The sequence below is a fragment of the Sphingopyxis sp. JAI128 genome (assembly GCF_014207235.1).
Taxonomy (GTDB): Bacteria; Pseudomonadota; Alphaproteobacteria; order Sphingomonadales; family Sphingomonadaceae; genus Sphingopyxis.
The window spans coordinates 80,269-96,866 of the sequence record NZ_JACHDA010000007.1 but is presented as its reverse complement, the minus strand read 5'-3'; the positions used below and the strand labels follow the sequence as shown (position 1 = coordinate 96,866).

Annotated in this window: 18 protein-coding genes; 11 read left to right on the top strand and 7 right to left on the bottom strand. The window is 66.0% G+C overall.

All coding sequences use genetic code 11. The features are described 5' to 3' along the window. Window positions 1–93: 93 nt before the first annotated feature. Genes HDC35_RS16470 through HDC35_RS16450 form a run of 5 tightly spaced genes read left to right on the top strand, consistent with a single transcriptional unit; the run spans window position 94 to window position 5,018 of the window. Window positions 94–1,638 carry a lipopolysaccharide biosynthesis protein gene (locus HDC35_RS16470; RefSeq protein ID WP_184648483.1) on the top strand — a complete coding sequence of 515 codons (1,545 nt, stop codon included), beginning with the start codon at window positions 94–96 and terminating at the stop codon, window positions 1,636–1,638. Continuing rightward, on the top strand, window positions 1,635–2,354 hold the full coding sequence (locus HDC35_RS16465; protein WP_184648482.1) for an HAD-IB family phosphatase: 720 nt from the start codon (window positions 1,635–1,637) through the stop codon (window positions 2,352–2,354). Before HDC35_RS16470 ends, HDC35_RS16465 begins: the two co-directional genes overlap by 4 nt. Continuing rightward, window positions 2,354–3,493, top strand: coding sequence for a hypothetical protein (locus HDC35_RS16460; protein ID WP_184648481.1), 1,140 nt, complete (start codon window positions 2,354–2,356; stop codon window positions 3,491–3,493). Before HDC35_RS16465 ends, HDC35_RS16460 begins: the two co-directional genes overlap by 1 nt. After that, complete coding sequence (locus tag HDC35_RS16455) at window positions 3,490–4,593, top strand: CDP-alcohol phosphatidyltransferase family protein (protein ID WP_184648480.1); 1,104 nt, start codon at window positions 3,490–3,492, stop codon at window positions 4,591–4,593. Before HDC35_RS16460 ends, HDC35_RS16455 begins: the two co-directional genes overlap by 4 nt. Further along, window positions 4,590–5,018, top strand: coding sequence for an HIT family protein (locus HDC35_RS16450; RefSeq protein WP_184648479.1), 429 nt, complete (start codon window positions 4,590–4,592; stop codon window positions 5,016–5,018). The genes HDC35_RS16455 and HDC35_RS16450 overlap by 4 nt, the downstream gene beginning before the upstream one ends. Here the strand turns inward: HDC35_RS16450 and HDC35_RS16445 are convergent. Genes HDC35_RS16445 through HDC35_RS16435 form a run of 3 tightly spaced genes read right to left on the bottom strand, consistent with a single transcriptional unit; the run spans window position 5,006 to window position 7,484 of the window. Beyond that, window positions 5,006–5,770: a sugar phosphate nucleotidyltransferase gene (locus HDC35_RS16445; RefSeq protein WP_184648478.1), complete on the bottom strand. Its 765-nt coding sequence runs from the start codon at window positions 5,768–5,770 to the stop codon at window positions 5,006–5,008. The genes HDC35_RS16450 and HDC35_RS16445 overlap by 13 nt on opposite strands. Next, the gene (locus HDC35_RS16440; protein WP_184648477.1) at window positions 5,767–6,561 is read right to left on the bottom strand and encodes a nucleotidyltransferase family protein; all 795 of its coding nucleotides are present in this window, start codon (window positions 6,559–6,561) and stop codon (window positions 5,767–5,769) included. The genes HDC35_RS16445 and HDC35_RS16440 overlap by 4 nt, the downstream gene beginning before the upstream one ends. After that, complete coding sequence (locus tag HDC35_RS16435) at window positions 6,558–7,484, bottom strand: alpha/beta hydrolase (protein WP_260397796.1); 927 nt, start codon at window positions 7,482–7,484, stop codon at window positions 6,558–6,560. The genes HDC35_RS16440 and HDC35_RS16435 overlap by 4 nt, the downstream gene beginning before the upstream one ends. A 121-nt stretch (window positions 7,485–7,605) precedes the next feature. Between HDC35_RS16435 and HDC35_RS16430 the strand changes: the two genes are divergently transcribed. From HDC35_RS16430 to HDC35_RS16415, 4 genes are all read left to right on the top strand, one after another. Next, on the top strand, window positions 7,606–8,436 hold the full coding sequence (locus tag HDC35_RS16430; RefSeq protein ID WP_184648475.1) for a diacylglycerol kinase family protein: 831 nt from the start codon (window positions 7,606–7,608) through the stop codon (window positions 8,434–8,436). Further along, window positions 8,433–9,281, top strand: coding sequence for a metallophosphoesterase (locus HDC35_RS16425; RefSeq protein WP_184648474.1), 849 nt, complete (start codon window positions 8,433–8,435; stop codon window positions 9,279–9,281). Before HDC35_RS16430 ends, HDC35_RS16425 begins: the two co-directional genes overlap by 4 nt. A gap of 65 nt (window positions 9,282–9,346) precedes the next feature. Then, window positions 9,347–10,453 carry a hypothetical protein gene (locus HDC35_RS16420; RefSeq protein WP_184648473.1) on the top strand — a complete coding sequence of 369 codons (1,107 nt, stop codon included), beginning with the start codon at window positions 9,347–9,349 and terminating at the stop codon, window positions 10,451–10,453. Then, window positions 10,450–11,493: a phosphotransferase family protein gene (locus HDC35_RS16415; RefSeq protein ID WP_184648472.1), complete on the top strand. Its 1,044-nt coding sequence runs from the start codon at window positions 10,450–10,452 to the stop codon at window positions 11,491–11,493. The genes HDC35_RS16420 and HDC35_RS16415 overlap by 4 nt, the downstream gene beginning before the upstream one ends. A 463-nt stretch (window positions 11,494–11,956) precedes the next feature. On the opposite strand, the gene rpsI is transcribed toward HDC35_RS16415, so the two are convergent. From rpsI to HDC35_RS16395, 4 genes are all read right to left on the bottom strand, one after another. Beyond that, the gene (gene rpsI / locus HDC35_RS16410; protein ID WP_184648471.1) at window positions 11,957–12,454 is read right to left on the bottom strand and encodes a 30S ribosomal protein S9; all 498 of its coding nucleotides are present in this window, start codon (window positions 12,452–12,454) and stop codon (window positions 11,957–11,959) included. Then, on the bottom strand, window positions 12,454–12,933 hold the full coding sequence (gene rplM / locus HDC35_RS16405; protein WP_184648470.1) for a 50S ribosomal protein L13: 480 nt from the start codon (window positions 12,931–12,933) through the stop codon (window positions 12,454–12,456). The genes rpsI and rplM overlap by 1 nt, the downstream gene beginning before the upstream one ends. Before the next feature lie 181 nt (window positions 12,934–13,114). Beyond that, window positions 13,115–13,912, bottom strand: coding sequence for a hypothetical protein (locus HDC35_RS16400; RefSeq protein WP_184648469.1), 798 nt, complete (start codon window positions 13,910–13,912; stop codon window positions 13,115–13,117). Further along, complete coding sequence (locus tag HDC35_RS16395) at window positions 13,909–14,958, bottom strand: COX15/CtaA family protein (protein ID WP_260397795.1); 1,050 nt, start codon at window positions 14,956–14,958, stop codon at window positions 13,909–13,911. Before HDC35_RS16395 ends, HDC35_RS16400 begins: the two co-directional genes overlap by 4 nt. A gap of 103 nt (window positions 14,959–15,061) precedes the next feature. Here HDC35_RS16395 and HDC35_RS16390 point away from each other — a divergent pair, with 103 nt between their 5' ends. Both HDC35_RS16390 and msrA read left to right on the top strand, forming a co-directional pair. Next, complete coding sequence (locus HDC35_RS16390; RefSeq protein WP_184648468.1) at window positions 15,062–15,988, top strand: M48 family metalloprotease; 927 nt, start codon at window positions 15,062–15,064, stop codon at window positions 15,986–15,988. 50 nt (window positions 15,989–16,038) lie between these two features. Continuing rightward, window positions 16,039–16,575, top strand: a complete 537-nt coding sequence (msrA, locus tag HDC35_RS16385) for a peptide-methionine (S)-S-oxide reductase MsrA (protein WP_184648467.1) — start codon at window positions 16,039–16,041, stop codon at window positions 16,573–16,575. Window positions 16,576–16,598 lie beyond the last annotated feature (23 nt).

The window sequence follows — 16,598 nt, the reverse complement described above, 5'->3', positions numbered from 1 at the left end:
GCCCCGATTGCCGTGGGCGGCAAGGGGGTGAAGACGCGCAAAATGCGCGAAAGCCGCTGGCGGCGCGGCGGGTGAGCCGCTAGGTGCGCAGCGATGAGCGAAGACGCCGCCCAACCCGCCGTTACCAGCCGCAGCGTCGCGCGCGGGCTCGGCACGACCGTATTGGCACGGCTCGGCGCAGTTGTGGAGATCGTCGCACAGCCGCTTTACGTGCTGATGTTCGGCCTCGCGGGCTATGGCCTCTATGCGGTACTGTGGGCGACGATCAACCTGCTGGAAAACATCTTCGACACCGGCATGACCAGCGCGATGCAGCGTACAGTGCCGCAATCGGCGAGCGATGCCGAAGCGGCGGCCGCGCTGCGCACCGCGATAATCTTTGGCGTCGGCCCCTGCCTGATCGTCGCGGCGCTGATCGCGCTGTTTGCCGCCGACCTTGGCCCACTGCTCAACGTCGCGCAAAAGGATCGCGCGCTCGTCACGCCCGCGATCCAGATCTTTGTCTGGGCCCTGCCGCTATGGGCTTTTGTCGAAATCGCGACCTCTGCGCTGCGCGCGCGCATGGTCTTCGGTGCCGAAATCCGGCTGCGGATCGTGTGGGAACAGGTGATCCGCCTGATATTCGCCGGCCTGTTCTTCGTGGGCGGACTGGGACTCAAAGGCCTGTTCATCGCGCACCTCTGCTCGCTGGCAATCACCGCGGTCCTCTGCATCCGGTTGCTCGCCCGCTATTATAATTTCGCCGACCTGTGGCGCGTGCCCCGGGCGACCGAGACCGCGCGCAACACCTTCTGGGCGGGGCTGTCGATCCTGCCTTCGAATATCATCGCACGGCTGTTCGGCGACGCCCCCGCGCTGGTCCTCAACCTGCTGCTGCCGGGCGCTGCGGGGGCCGCCGCCGCGGGACTGTTCACCATCGCGCGCAAGCTGTCGAGCGTCGTCCAGCTGGTCAGGATTGCCTTTGTCTATGTCATGGCCCCCCTCGCCGCGAGCGCCGAGCGCGAAGACCGGCGCCAGGTCGCCGACATCTATGCCTATGCGACGCGGCTGATCTCGGCGATCACGCTCCCGCTCGCCGCGGTCCTCGCTGCGGGCAGCGCGTCGCTGCTGGGGCTGTTCGGCGAACAGGCGCAGGCCGCGCAGGCCGCCCTCGTCATCCTGCTTTTCGCCCGCGCCGCAGAGGCCGTCCTCGGCATCGCCGCCCCGGTGCTGCAAGTCGTTGCCGCCTTCAGCCAGCAATTGACCGCCAGTATCTTCGGCGTCGGGCTTGCAGTCGGTGCCGGGTGGCTGATCGTCGGCCATCTCGACCCGCTGACCGGCGTCACCTTGGCCACCGCAATCGGGGTCGTTACGATGGCGGGCATTCCGATGCTCCAGCTTGCGGTTACCGACAAACTTCACCCGTTCGATGCCCAGTTCCCCGCGGTCGCCGTCCGCGCCGGCGCGATCACCCTGGCTGCGGGGGTTTTGACGATACTGGTCGACCGGCTGCCCGATGTATTTTCGCTGCCGCTGATCGTGCTGATTGCCATCGCTTCGGTCTGGCTGGCGATGCGTTTCGCCTTGCCATTCGCCGATCGCGCGTCGCTGGGCAAAACCGCCCGCCGATTGCGATTGGTGGAAAGCGACGGCACATGACCCACACCGTACCTTCAGCACGCATTGCGATCTACGATCTCGACCGCACGGTGCTGCGCAAACCGACCTTTACCCTGTTCCTGCTTTGGGCGGCATGGCGTGAGATGCCGTGGCGCCTGCTGCGGCTGCCCGCGCTGGCAGCCCTGATGATCGGCTATGCGCTCCGCCTCTACGGACGCGACCGGTTCAAACCGGCTGCCATCCGCCTGATGCTCGGCTCCAGCATCTCGCCGGCCCGCGCCGAAAGGCTGGCAGCGCATTTTGCCGCATGGCGCGTACCGCGCGATGTGCCCCCCGGCGCCGCTGCGCGCATCGCACGCGACCGCGCCGAAGGTTATCGCCTGCTCATGGCGACGGCTGCGCCCGAATTCTACGCCACCGCGATCGCCGACGCGCTCGACTTCGACGCAATCGTCGCGTCGCGGCATCGCCGCGATGCGGCCGGAAACTGGCTGGCCGAGCTCGATGGGCCCAATTGCTATGGCGAAGAAAAGGCACGGCGCGTCGCCGAATGGCTGGAAGCCAATGCGCAAGGCGGACCGGCCCATATTCGCGCCTATTCGGATCACGCCAGCGACGCCCCGACCTTCGCGCTCGCAAACGAACCCTGGCTGATCGGGCGCGGCGAGAAATTTATTCGGCGCGCGGCGCTGCATGGCTGGCGAACGGCGGATTTCGAGGACGCCACGGCGGACGCGGTGATTGGGGCCCGGTAATGCGCATTCTTTTCCTGTTCATCGGCGAACCCCATCAGATATTCCACGCTCTTCCCATCGCCGCCGAAATGGCGGTCGATGGCCATCAGATCGAAGTGGCGGTCGCAAGCGCGGACCATCTGCGCATGGTCGATCAGGTGGTCCATGCTTACCCGGGCTTCGCCCCGCGCGTCACGTTGCTGGGGCAAAGGGGGATCAGCCGCTGGCTCCGCGACCGCGCGCTCATTCGCCACCCACGCTTGCCGATCCTGTTCGGGGCGCTGGGCTTCCTGCGTCAATTCGACGCAATCGTGGTTCCCGAACGAACAACGACCGCGGTCCGCCACTTCCTTTCGCAGCGCACGCGCCTGATCTTCACGCCGCACGGTGCCGGCGATCGCGCGATCATGCTCGACCCGCGCGACCGCCATTTCGACTTTGTGCTGGTCGCCGGCGAAAAGAGCGAACAGCGCCTGCTCAAAGCGGGGACGATCCGCCCGGGCCATTATGCGGTCAACGGTTATGTGAAACTCGACCTCATGGCGCGACTGCAGAAGATACGCGAACCCTTGTTCGATAACGGTCGTCCTACCGTCCTTTATGCACCGCATTTCCATCGCGGACTGTCGTCATGGGATCGGTTCGGGCGCGACATCATCGCTTGGTTCGCGGCGCAGGACCGCTACAATCTGGTGGTCGCGCCGCATGTCCGCCTGTTTGCGGAAGCGGGCGAGGCCGCACGCGACGCGGTGCAACGGCTTGCCATAGCCGGCAAGATTTTGGTCGACCTGCAATCCGACCGGCTTTTCGACATGAGCTATACGAGCGGCGCCGATATCTATCTTGGCGACGTCAGCAGCCAGGTTTACGAATTCCTCGGCACTCCGCGGCCTTGCCTGTTCCTCAATGCGCATCGCGTCGACTGGGTCGGTGATCCCGATTATCTTTTCTGGACGCTGGGCGACGTCCTGGACGACCTGGCCCAATTGCCCGATGCACTCGATCAGGCGCCCGCGCGGCACGCGCTCTATTCGGCCGCGCAATGCGACAGGCTGGCCGAATCGATCGGCGGCGATCCCGCCGGCGCGGCGCGGCGCGGAGCCGAAGCGATTTCGCGCTTCCTTGCAATGGGCGCCGGGAAGGATAAGAGCGGCCAATGATCGACGCGTCCGCCCCGCCCGCCTTGACACCGATCGGCGACAACCCGACGCCGCTTTGGGGCATGTCCAACGCCGAACGCCTGCGCCGGCTGGCCCGTGCGGAAGGCTTGCCCGACGCGTCCCCGCCATCGGGCGCACATCTCTACGCCAACCTCGACTATGTCTTCGACCCGGTCTGGCTGCGTCATATCGTGACGCTGCCCAATACGGTCCTGATGGACGGCGATGCGCTCGTGATGGCCCATCTGACCGGCGGCTTGCGTCCCGAAGACATTGCTGGGCATCGCGCCGCGTTGACGATCGTCGACTATCGCGCCGACCCGCAAATCTATAACCGCCAGCTACGCAAGCTCGACTGTCCGTTCGTGCAGCGGCTGACCCCGGAAACGCGGCGCGAGATCGAACGGAAAAGCTATTTCGGCGCCTATAAGGGCGTCACCGACGCCCTGACGAAATATCTCTGGCCCGAACTCGCGCTGTGGCTGACGCGGGGCGCGGCGGGCATCGGCATGACCCCGAACATGGTCACCGCGATCGGCGCCGCCCTGTGCGTCTATGCTACCTACCTCTTTGCTTACGGCCATTATTGGACCGGCATGCTCGCGGGCTTCGTCTTCATGGTGCTCGACACGGTTGATGGAAAGCTCGCGCGCTGCACGATCACCTCGTCGAAATGGGGCAATGTCGCCGACCATGGCGTCGACCTGATCCACCCGCCCTTCTGGTGGTATTTCTGGGGCGTCGGGCTCGGCACATGGGGGCTGGCGCTCTCGAACCAGACCTTCCTGCTGGTGATGCTCGCTGTCGTCGCGGGCTATATCCTCCAGCGCGTGATCGAGGGCTTGTTCATCAAGGACTTCGGCATGGACATCCATGTCTGGCAAAAGTTCGACAGCCAGTTTCGCCTGATCACCGCACGGCGAAACCCGAATATCGCGATCCTCTTCTTCGCGACCCTCGCCGGACGCCCCGATCTCGGGCTGATCGCGCTGGCGTGGTGGACCGTCATCTCGCTGCTCGTCCATGCGGTCCGCCTGGTGCAGGCTTATGCGGTGAAACGGTCGGGCCGCCCGATCATCAGCTGGATGGAAGACGCATGAACGAGACGATCGCGAAATTCGGCCATCCGGCAACGTTGATTGCCGAATATGATCATTGGGTGGTGCTGCTGCGCCCCGCGCAGCCGACGCTCGGCGCGCTGGTGCTCGCGGCGAAATCGGACGCGACCGCGTTCGGCGACCTGCCGGCCGAAGCGCATGCCGAACTCAAGACCGCGACCGCGGCGATAGAGGCCGCGCTGGGCCAAGCGGTCGGCTATGCAAAGATCAACTATCTGATGCTGATGATGGTCGACCCGCACGTTCATTTCCACGTCCTGCCCCGCTATGAGGGCGAACGCTCGGGTGCAGGCCTGACGGTGCCCGACGCCGGCTGGCCGGGGCAGCCCGATCTGGGCCAGGCGGTGAAACTCGCCGACGCGCAGGTCGCGGCTCTCGCCGGCTGGCTCAAACCCTATTTCGCGTAGCGGCCCTCGGCGGCCCATTTCGCGGTGAGCGCATCGGCAGCTTCGACATCCTGCGGGAAGTCGACTTCCTGCCATTCGAGTCCCTCGATCGACACGGTGCCGACACGGTTGCCCTTCGCGATGATGTCGATCGCGCGCAGATACCAGCGCTCGACCCCGTCGGGGGTGCGCATCATCTGGTCCACCTGATTGCGAAAGATCGACGGCCCGTCACCGACGAAGGCCAGCATGCCGATCGATTCGGCATTGGTGTCGGGGGGCAGCAGCCGCTTGCCGATGTGATGCAGGCGGCCTTCCTGGTCGCGGTTCACCTTCATATCATCGTCGTCATAGTCGGCCTTGACGTCGACGGTGACGTTGATGGGCTCGCTCGCGCCTTCGATCAGCTTCGCGACGATCTCGTCCGAGACGATGGTGTCGCCGTTGAGGATGATGAAATTACGGTCCATCTCCTCGCGCGCGATCCAGCAGGTGCCCAGATTGTCGGCGACCTGAAAGAAGGGATTGAACAGGGTACGGATCCGCGCGCCGGTATCGCGATAGAGTTGCAGCGCATGATCCTCGACACGTTCGGTACGGAAACCGGTGACGACGACAATATCCTTGATGCCGTTCGCGACGAGCGCCGCGACCTGCCAGCTGATGAGGCTGCGGCCGTTGAGCTCGATCAGGCATTTGGGGATGTCGCGGGTCAGCGGCAGCAGGCGCGAGCCCTGCCCGGCCGACAGGATGATGGCTTTGTCGATGCTCATAGCGGCTGGCCTATAGCCGCTTCGCGGCGCGCGGCAAATATCGCTTCGATGAGGTCGATGTCGGCGGGCTTGTCGGCGTCGATGCACGCTTCGGGCTCGGACATCGGCACGATTTTCGCCTTTAGCCCGAAGCGAAGCCCGGCGCGCGCGACGCCTTGCTGGATCGTGAAAAGGCGAAGCAGCGCACCCACGAGCAACCATGGCCCGAAAGCCGCGACGATCTTCAGCCCCTTCTTGCGGTCGCGTTCGATGCGCCCCCAGAAATCGAGCAAGGGCAGCACGCGGCGCCCACGCAGGTAGAACATGTTCGCGCCCGACCACCAGCCGGACCGGAATTTCAGCCAGGTCCGCTTCGACTGCGGATAGCGAGCGAGCAGAACATCGCGTTCCACCATCGCCACCGCGACGTCGCTGTCGCCGGCGCCGCGCAGGAACTCGGCGACCATCTTCGGCGTCAGCAGCACATTGTCGGCCGTCGTGACAAGCAGCGGATCGTCGCCCGGCGGCAGCGCGGCGGCGAGCGAGCTGCTGATCCCCTGTCCCGAATCGACGAAATGCAGGTCGGCAAAGCCCGCCAGCCCCGGTTCGGCGGCGAGTCCCGCGCTGTTTTGCCCAAGGACCGTGATCGCACCGACTTCGGGCGAAGCGCGGAGCGCCGCTGCAACATGAACGAGCATCGCTCGCCCCGCGATGGACAGCAGCGCCTTGGTCGATACGCTGCTGTCCATCAGCAACGGATCGGGGCCGGGGCGGCTGCCCGCCAATATGATCGCCGGAATCGGCCCGTTCATTGTGCGGCCTTGGTCGCGGACGCGACGCGCCGCGCCGTGACGCCGCGCAGGAAATCGGTCGCCTCTTCAAGCACCGGCCCGCGATTCCGGAAGGGCGCGGCCAGCGCCATGACGATGCCGGTGTGCCCCATGCCCGGATAGATGCGCAGCGCCGCCGAGCCGCCCGCACGCTCGATCGCCGCGGCCAGATTCCGGCTGTTGCGCGGGCGCACCACCTCGTCCTCGTCGCCGGTCGCAAGCCACAGCGGCGGCGCGTCGCCGCGCGCGAAGTGGATCGGCTGCGTCCGTTCGGCGGGCCTGACCTTGCCCATCGCCCGGTCGCCCCGGCCGCCTTTTTCGAGCGGCAGGAAATCATAGGGTCCCGCTAGCCCGACCACGCCGCGAATGATCGACGGGTCGCTCTTCGCAGCCCGCAGCCATTGCGGGTCGAGCGCGAGCATCGCGGCATTATAGGCGCCCGCCGAATGGCCCATCAGCGCGATCCGGCCGGGATCGCCGCCGAGCTTTGCGATATGCTCGTGCGTCCACGCGGTCGCCGCGGCACTATCCTCGATGAAATCGGGCCAATGCGCCTTGGGCACCAGCCGGTAGTCGGGGATCACGACGACAAAGCCCTGCCGTGCCAGCGCCCGCCCGACGAACCCGTAGCTGCCCCGTTCGCCGCTGTCCCAGCCGCCGCCATAGAAGAAGACGACCACCGGAAGGCGATCGCCCTCGTTGAGGCTGTCGGGAACCCAGATGTCGAGCGACTGGCGCGGACCCCGGCCATAGGGCTGGTCGGCGAGCAGCAGCCGGGCGCCATCGCCCTGCCCAAGCAATTTGTCGGCCATGTTGAGCGATTTGGCGCCGCCCGCGACGATCATCCTGGCGCCACCCCCGAACAGCAGCACAAGCAGCACCACAATGAAGAGGAATTTGATCAAACGCCGTCCTTTGGAAACCGACCCCGCCATCCCCTGCGCCCTACAGGGCAGTGCTGCGCCGAACAAGACGGCTGCGCCCAAGGGCCGCGACCTTTTTGGCGTTCGCGCGTAAGACGGGGTGATGACCAGTCCTTTCTCCCGCCCGGCCCTCGTCTGCAACAGCCAGAGCGGCAGTCACGACGACGCGGTCCTTGCCGAGCTCGCCGAAACCTGCCGCAGCCACGGCGCGCCCCTTGTTGCGGTCTTCGCGCTCCCCGACGACGCGATACCGGACGCTGCGGAATTGACGCGGCAGGGGATCGACCTGCTGATCGTGTGGACGGGAGACGGGACAATCAACGCCGCCGCCACGAAGATCGCAGGTTGGGACGGAGCGATCCTGCCGCTGCCGGGCGGCACGCTCAATCTCCTGTCGAAGAAATTGCACGGTGACCGGCCTGCCCCGGCCATTCTGTCCGACGCAATGCAGGGCGATTGTCGCCGCACCGCCATTCCGACGATCCGGTCCGACGCGGCCGAGGCCTATATCACGATCGTTGCGGGTCCGGCGACGCGCTGGGCCGAGGTACGCGAAACGATGCGACAGGACGGGTTGATCGAAGCGAGCCGCGCAGCGCCCGAAGCGCTCGACGCGATGGCGAACGCACCGGGCGTCGCGGTTTCCGGCCATGACGCAGCCTACCCCGCGATCATCCTCACCCCCACGGCCTCCGGCATCCGCGCCGACGGGATATTGACCGAGGGGACAGCGGATGTGCTGCGCCACGGCCTTGCCTGGCTCGGCGGCGACTTTCGCGATGGGCCGAGCGAGGCAATCGCGTCCGGAGAAACGATCATCCTCGAAAGCACCGCGCCGATCAGCCTCGAATATGACGGCGAACTGGGCGAAACGGCCTCGCCCGCGCGATTCGACCTCGGAACCAGTGCCGTGGATTTCATCGCGACGGCATGACACGGCTTTTCCATATCAGCGACCTCCATTTCGGGCTCGAAGACCGCGCCGCGCTCGCCTGGTTCGAAGATTGCGTGCGCCGCGAACGCCCCGATGCGGTGTTGATTACCGGCGACCTCACCATGCGCGCGCGCAGCCGCGAATTTGCCGCAGCATGCGACTGGATCGGCGCGCTCGACGTGCCGGTGACCGTCGAGGTCGGGAATCACGACCTGCCCTATTTCAATCCGTTCGAGCGCTTTTTCTTCCCCTATCGCCGCATTCGCGGGATCGAGCGGCTGGTCGAGCGCGAGCTCGACCTTGCGGACGTCGCGGTTGTCCCGCTCAAGACCACGGCCCGCGCGCAGTGGCGGCTCGACTGGTCAAAGGGGTGGGTCACAGCGCGAGCCTTGGAAAAAACGCTTGGCGCGATCGACACGCAGCCGCCGGGTACGACGATATTGGTCACCGCGCACCATCCTCTCGTCGAAGCGGGCACGAAAGGGCGCGCGCTGACCCGCGGTGGTGAGCGCGCGCTCGCCGAACTGGCTAGGCGCGGGGTCGCTGCCGTACTGACGGGGCATGTTCACGATGCTTTCGATCTGCGGAAGGACACAGCGGCCGGCCCCGTTCGCATGATCGGCGCGGGAACGCTGTCGCAGCGCATCCGCTCGACCCCGCCTAGCTTCAACGACCTCATCGTCGATGGCGCGGGCATTGATGTGCGCGTGCGCAACCTCGATCACGTCCCGACGCCCGCCATGCAGATCACCGATATACCGGCCGATGCGCAGCCCCCACGCGCGCCGGGCGAGCCGGTCGCCCCGGTTGCCGCGGTGCCGCCGGTCGATCCGCCGGTGCATTGACGCCGCGCCCCATTGACGCATTTGGGCATCCCGTTACGTTGCAAGAAAAAACGGGATGAGGACATATGCTGACCAGAGGCGACGATTTTCCGTTGCACCAGACCAGCGAACCGATTGCGTTCGCCGGGACCGACCGCAACTTTTACGACCGCTATTTCTTCAACGGCTACAGCCCCGACGGATCGGTGTTTTTCGCCGCGGCGATGGGGTTCTATCCCCAGCTCGGCATCGCCGATGCGAGCTTCTGCGTCATCCTGAACGGCATCCAATATAATCTGCGCGCCAGCCGCCGCTCGGGCGGCGAGCGGCTCAACCTGTCTGTCGGCCCGATCACCCTCGACATCGACATCCCGCTCCAGGTGCTGACCCTCCATATCTCGCCGAACGACGGTCCGGTCGAGGGCAAACTCCGCTTCATGGGCCGCCATTTCCCGATCGAGGAGCCGCGCTTCACCCGCCGCAACGGCACGCGCCTGTTTATGGATTATACGCGCATGACCCAGAATGGCAGCTGGTCGGGGTGGCTGTCGGTGGATGGCGAGCGCGTCGAGCTTGGCGACGGGTGGAGCGGGACGCGCGACCGCAGCTGGGGCGTGCGCCCCGTCGGGGCCAGCGAACCGCAGCCGCCGCCGGAGGGCAATTTCAACCAGTTCTTCTGGCTGTGGACGCCGTGCAATTTCAAGGACCGCTCGCTCTTCTTTCACAGCAACGACGACGGCGCGGGCAATCCGTGGAACCGCCGCGGCGTAGTCGCCCGCGACAGCGAGAACAGCAAGAACGGGACCCAGCAGCATTTCGCCGACGCCGATTTCGCAATCCAATGGGTGCCGGGTACGCGCCGCATCGCGCGCATGACCGCCGATCTGGGGCACGGATGCACGCTGACGCTCACCCCGAGCGGGCCGGTCTTCGCGATGAGCGGCCTCGGCTATACGCATCCGGTCTGGGGCCATGGCCTCGACCATGGCCCCGACCTCGCTGTGGCACATGACACGCTTGCCGAGGCCGAGCGCGGCTGGGGCACACCGCTGGCGATCCATATCCAGGCGCTGGTGACCGCCGAATTCGTCGACGGCGGCACCGCGCATCGCGGTATCGGCGTGCTCGAACAATTGTTCGTCGGTCCGCATGTGCCGACCGGCCTGACCGGGCCGATGGACCCCGCCCCTTGAGCTTCCCGACCGCGCCCGAGGCGATGTCGCCCGCCTGGCTGGCCAAGGCGCTGGGGCAGGATGCCGAAGCGCTGCGCGGTTTCACTGCCGCCAAGGTCGGCACCGGGCAGATGTGCGACAGCTTTCGTCTGACGCTCGACTGGACGCGCGATGTGAATGCGCCCGCCACAGTCGTCGCCAAATGCCCGAGCCACGACGAGGCGAGCCGCCATATCGCAAAGCTTACGGGCACCTATGTCAAGGAAGTGAACTGGTATCGCGAGCTCGCCGCCGGAAGCGGGGTCGCCGCCCCCGCTTGTTACCATGCCGAAATTGCCGAGGACGACGTCGATTTCATCGTCATCCTCTCCGATCTCGCGCCCGCGCGGCAGGGCGACCAGCTGGCGGGGCTGGGGCTTACGGGACTCGCTCCGTGCATCGAGGCCGCGGCGGGGCTGCACGCGCTGCTATGGAACGATCCGCGGCTCGATGACCTGCCCTGGCTTGCGCGCGACAATGGCGACGTGATCCGCGCGCTGTTTCCACAGCTCTACGCCGGCTTTCGCGAACGCTATGCGGAGCGACTCGAACCCGAGGTGCTCGACCTCGGCGCGGGGATCGCCGAACGGCTCGACTCCTATCTCGCGCGGCAGGGTTCGGCGCGGACGATCGTCCATGGCGACCTCCGGATCGACAATATCCTGTTTGCGCCCGATGGCGAGAGCTGCTGGCTCGTCGACTGGCAGACACTCGGGCGCGGCAGCGGCGCGACCGACCTCGCCTATCTCGTCGGGACGAGCATTGCCGACCCGTTCGAACGCGCCGCGGCGGACCGGCCGGCGTTCGACCATTGGATCGCGGCGCTCGAACGGCGCGGCATCGCCCCCGACGCTGCCGGCCTGTGGACCGACTATCGGGTCGGCGCACTCAGCGGCTATTTCATGGCGGTCTTCGCCTCGATGAGCGTCGAGCGCACGACAAGAGGCGATGAGATGTTCGCGGTGATGGCCGAACGCCCGGCGCGGCAGGCGCTGACGCTGGAGAGTCTGGAACTGCTCTAGTGTCAGGACCCTCTGGAATGGCCGATTGCGACCGTCCGGGTTCTGCCCCTGGTCGCGGTCCCGATCTTTATGACTTTTGTCATGCCCGTGAAAGCGGGAACCCAGCGTGGGGTGGGCCGACACGCCCCTGAGTGCCGCTTTCGCGGGGGACGCCGAGTATTGATGTGGCAGCTCACACGCCCAGTCCGACGCCTGCAAAAAAGGCCTTTCCTACAATATCCCGCTATGCCAGCCTTCATCCCGGCTCTTTCAGACGGTAGATAAAAGCGTTGCCCGCCGGTTGGCGCGGTGATGGGCCGGGCGCGTCCCGCATCCCCGCGGCGGCCAATCGTGGGGCGCACAAGGCTGACCTTTCCTGACCTTTGGACAGCGCCACGGGCTGCCTGTCACCCCAAAACCACGAAAAAGGGCGGCCCGTCGCCGGACCGCCCTTCCTTCTCCGTCCGTCGACGGAAAAAGTGTATCAGCGCTTCGAGAACTGGAAGCTACGGCGGGCCTTCGCCTTGCCGTACTTCTTACGCTCGACCGCGCGGCTGTCGCGGGTCAGGAAGCCTGCCGCTTTCACCGGGCCGCGAAGCGCCGGCTCGAAGCGGGTCAGCGCCTGCGCGATGCCGTGCAGCACGGCGCCCGCCTGGCCCGAGAGGCCGCCGCCCTTGACGGTCGCGATCACGTCATACTGGCCAACGCGTTCGGTCAGACCGAAGGGCTGGTTGATGACGAGACGCAGCGTCGGACGCGCGAGATAGACTTCCTGGTCGCGGCCGTTGATGGTGATCTTGCCCGTGCCGGGCTTGAGCCACACGCGGGCGACGGCGTCCTTGCGGCGACCGGTCGCATAGGCGCGGCCCTGCTTGTCGACGATCTTTTCGCGCAGCGGCGTGGTCGAAACCGGCGCGGCGACGGTGCCTTCGACGGCGCCGGCGAGATCCTTGAGATCGGTCATGGTCTGTTCGTCAGCCATTATGCACCCACCTTGTTCTTGCGGTTCATCGACGCGACGTCGATCACTTCGGGGTTCTGCCCTTCATGCGGATGTTCGCTGCCTGCAAAGATGCGCAGGTTGCGCATCTGCTGACGGCCGAGCGGACCGCGCGGGATCATGCGTTCGACGGCCTTTTCCAGCACGCGCTCGGGGAAACGGCCTTCGAGGATTTTCGCCGGGCTCGTTTCCTTGATGCCGCCGGCATAGCCGGTGTGCTTGTAATAACGCTTGTCCTGCAGCTTGTTGCCAGTGAACGCCACCTTTTCGGCGTTGATGACGATGACATTGTCACCGCAATCGACGTGCGGGGTGAACGACGGCTTGTGCTTGCCGCGCAGGATGTTGGCGATGATCGATGCAACCCGGCCCACGACAAGGCCTTCGGCGTCGATCAGCACCCATTTCTTTTCGACCGTGGCGGCATTCGCCGAAACGGTCGTCTTGGTCAGCGCCTTCATGGCACGCTCCTTGACAGATATGGACCGGAGCCATCCCGATAACCGCACCGGGCGCCCCAAACAAACCGCGCCGCCTGTCCGGACGGACGCAGCGGCGCTTCGGAGCGGGCCAATGACGAAATCGGCATCGAAAGTCAAGCATTGCGCGGCTTTGCTGACGGGTATCATGATACCCTTAAAGTCAGGGCGCGGGTTCGAGGGCCCGCACACGCTCCTCGACAAGCCTTCGCCCGTTGCCATCCGGTTCGACGATCCAGCTTTGCCGATGCTCGCTGACAACCAGGCCGGTGGCAGCATCGACGGTCCACAAATTATCGATTTCCAGCGACCCGGCGGCGCCGGCGGCTGCCGGTTCGCGTTCGACCTTCGCAAAGGTCTGGCGTGAACCATCGTGCCGCATCGAAACGCTCGCGCCGGCGCCCTCCGCCGCGGTGGGAATTGCCTCGTTGGCGGGGGCGATCAGCGCGCGAATGTCGGCGGTTGCCAGCCGGTCGCGCTCGGCTTCGGGAAGCGCGGCGACGATTTGCGCGAGTTGTCGCGCTTCGCTCCGCCCGCCCGCGGCCCCGGCCGCCTCGATCCGCGCGGTCACCCGTTCCCACAAACCATCGGGATCGACCAGATCGACGCGGCTCCCGCCGGGCGCCACGAGGTAGGATATCTCCTGGCCGACCAGCGGTTCCAGCATCAAGGTCAGCGCGCGCGTGACCTCCGGCCGGGCATCGGAATCGATCCGCTGCAACACGGCCTGAAGCCTGAAACCGCGTCCCAACCGCTCCCATTGCAAGGCATAGACGAGCGCAAAATTGATCAGCGCCCCGTCGCGATCGATCCGGCGCGTCGTCACGCGATAGGTCATCGGCCGATCGACCGGCGGGGCGAAACGAAAATGGGTCATCGCCGTCGGAGCGGCATCGCCCGACGGCAAGGGTTCGGCCGCAAGCAGCAACAGCGCGCCGAACAAGGCGCCCGCTGGGGTCATGTCGCCGCGCGGCCCAATCGATGCAGCGCTGCCGCCGTAATCGCGACGAGGATCGCGCCCGTGACCTGGTGCATCACCGCGATCCACATCGAAACCCCGGACACGACGGTCCAGATACCGAGCAGCATCTGCGCCGTGACGATCATGACCAACAGCCGCGCTTCACCGCGTGCGCCACGCCGCGCCAAGGTCCGCGCGAGCAACAGCAACGCCAGCGCCGCGATCCACGACCACCAACGATGCAGGAAGTGAAGGAGAAAGGGATCGTTGGTCAGCGCGAGCCACGCGCCTCCGGTCCAGTCGATCCCCTCGGGAACGAAATGGTCGTTCATCAGCGGCCAACTGCTGGCAACATAGCCTGCGTTCAGCCCCGCGACCCATGCCCCCAGCAGCAACTGGACGAACAGGATGGCGACGACGCCCGTGGCCGGGCCGGTCAGACGCGCCGGCCGCGATGCAGAACTGCGCGCCAGCGCGCCGAGATCGCGGGCGGTCCAGACGAGGCCCGCAAGCAGGAACAGCGCGGTCAGCAGGTGCGTTGCAAGGCGGAAATGGCTGACGTCGGTCCGATATTCGAGCCCCGATGCGACCATCCACCAGCCAATCGCCCCTTGCAGCCCGACAAGCGCGGCAAGCGCAAACAGGCGCAGTCCATAGCCTGCCGGGATGGCGCGCCGCCAGGCATACCAGATCAACGGCACGACCAGCGCCATGCCGACCAGTCGGCCGAGGATGCGGTGCAGCCATTCCCAGAAGAAAATCGCCTTGAACCCGGCCAGCGTCATACCGGCGTTGATTTCCTTATATTCCGGGATCTGTTTGTATTTCTCGAACTCCGCGACCCAGCCGGCCTCGGTGGTCGGCGGGATCACGCCCGAAACGGGGCGCCATTCGGTGATCGAAAGCCCGGATTCAGTCAGGCGCGTGATCCCGCCAACCCCTACCACGACGATCACGAGGAGCGCGACCGCCCAGAGCCAGCGGGCGAGCGCGGCGGGACGGGCATTTTGGCGGGACGGGACAGGCGGAGCAGGATCGTGCATCATTGCCCCGCCCTATCGGCGCTTGGGGGACGATAGGCAAGGGCGGGAAACCACCGGTTCGGGGAAATTCATGGCCTCGAAAGCCGGACATTGATAAGTCGCCGCGATGCCGCGACCCTTTCGATCCCTGTCCGCCATTCTGCTGCTTGTCACGTCTCCCGCGGCGGGCGCCAGCGGTGCCGATTATTATTCCGGGCTCGCCGAGCAGGAGACGCGCCTTGCGACCGTCGGCTATCGATTGACCACGGCGAGCGAGCGCTGGTGTCCCCAAGTGGCGCCGCAACCCGGATGGATACTCGGCGACCTCCGCCAATTCGAGCCCGGCGACCGCGCCGCGGCGAGCAAGACATATGGCGACGGCGACGCTCCATATATAGCCGCCATCGCCCCCGGCTCGCCCGCGGATCGCGCCGGACTGACCCGGGGCACGCGGATTGCCGCGATAAACGGCGACCCGATTGCGACGGCCGATGCCGGTTCGACGATCCGGATCGATACGGCGATCGCTAAGCTCTACACGCTCGACCCGGCCGCGCAGTGGACGGTTTCCGACACCACCGGACGCGTTTACGCCATTGCGCCGGTGTCGGGCTGCGCGAGCGCCTTCCGCGTCGAACTTGACGGCGCACAAGCCACGGCGAACGGGATATTGGTCCGCATGACCCTCAAGCTCGCCCGGTCGATCGTCGACGACGACGAACTGGCAGCGGTCGTCGCGCACGAACTTGCGCATAATATTCTTCGTCACCGCGACTTTTTGGCCGGGGACCGTTCCGCCGCTCGGGTTCGCACGACCGAACTCGAGGCCGACCGATTGGCGGTATGGCTGATGGCCGACGCCGGCTACGATCCCGAAGCCGCGATCCGGTTCTGGAACCGGCACAAGCGCCCGCTCCTCCGCGCGGCGACGCACCCCCCGCGCAGTAAACGGATCGCCGCGATCGAATCCGAGATCGCGGCGATGCGTGCATCGCGCACCGTCCGGCCGGCGGCGCGCCCGCCGCTGATCGACGCGCTGCCGCCCTTGGAATGATGCTCGGCGTATCCTATCTGGGAATATTCACCCGGAACAAGGATCGACCCATGACCCGAGAGACCGCCATTTTCGCCGGAGGCTGCTTCTGGTGCACCGAAGCCGTGTTCCAGTCGCTCGCGGGGGTCGAAGCGATCGAAAGCGGTTACATCGGCGGCCATGTCGCCAACCCGACCTATAAACAGGTGTGCGGCGGCGACACCGGCCACGCCGAAGCGATCCGCATCACCTTCGATCCCGCGGTCATTTCCTATGACGACCTGCTCGACGTCCATTTCGCGACGCACGATCCGACGACGCTCAACCGTCAGGGCAACGATGTCGGAACGCAATATCGCAGTGCGCTGTTCCCGCTCGATGCCGCGCAGGCCGACGCGGCGCGCGCCGGCATCGACCGCGCAGCGGCCGATTGGCCCGCTCCGATCGTCACGACGATAGAAAACGCATCGGACTGGTATCCGGCAGAGGATTATCACCAAGCCTATTGGGAAGGCGAAGGTCAGCGCAATCCCTATTGCATGGCAGTCATCCCGCCCAAGCTCGCCAAATTGCGCAAGGGTTTCGGCGACCGGTTACGCGCCGGATAGGAAAAACTGCCGTCGAGCGACTG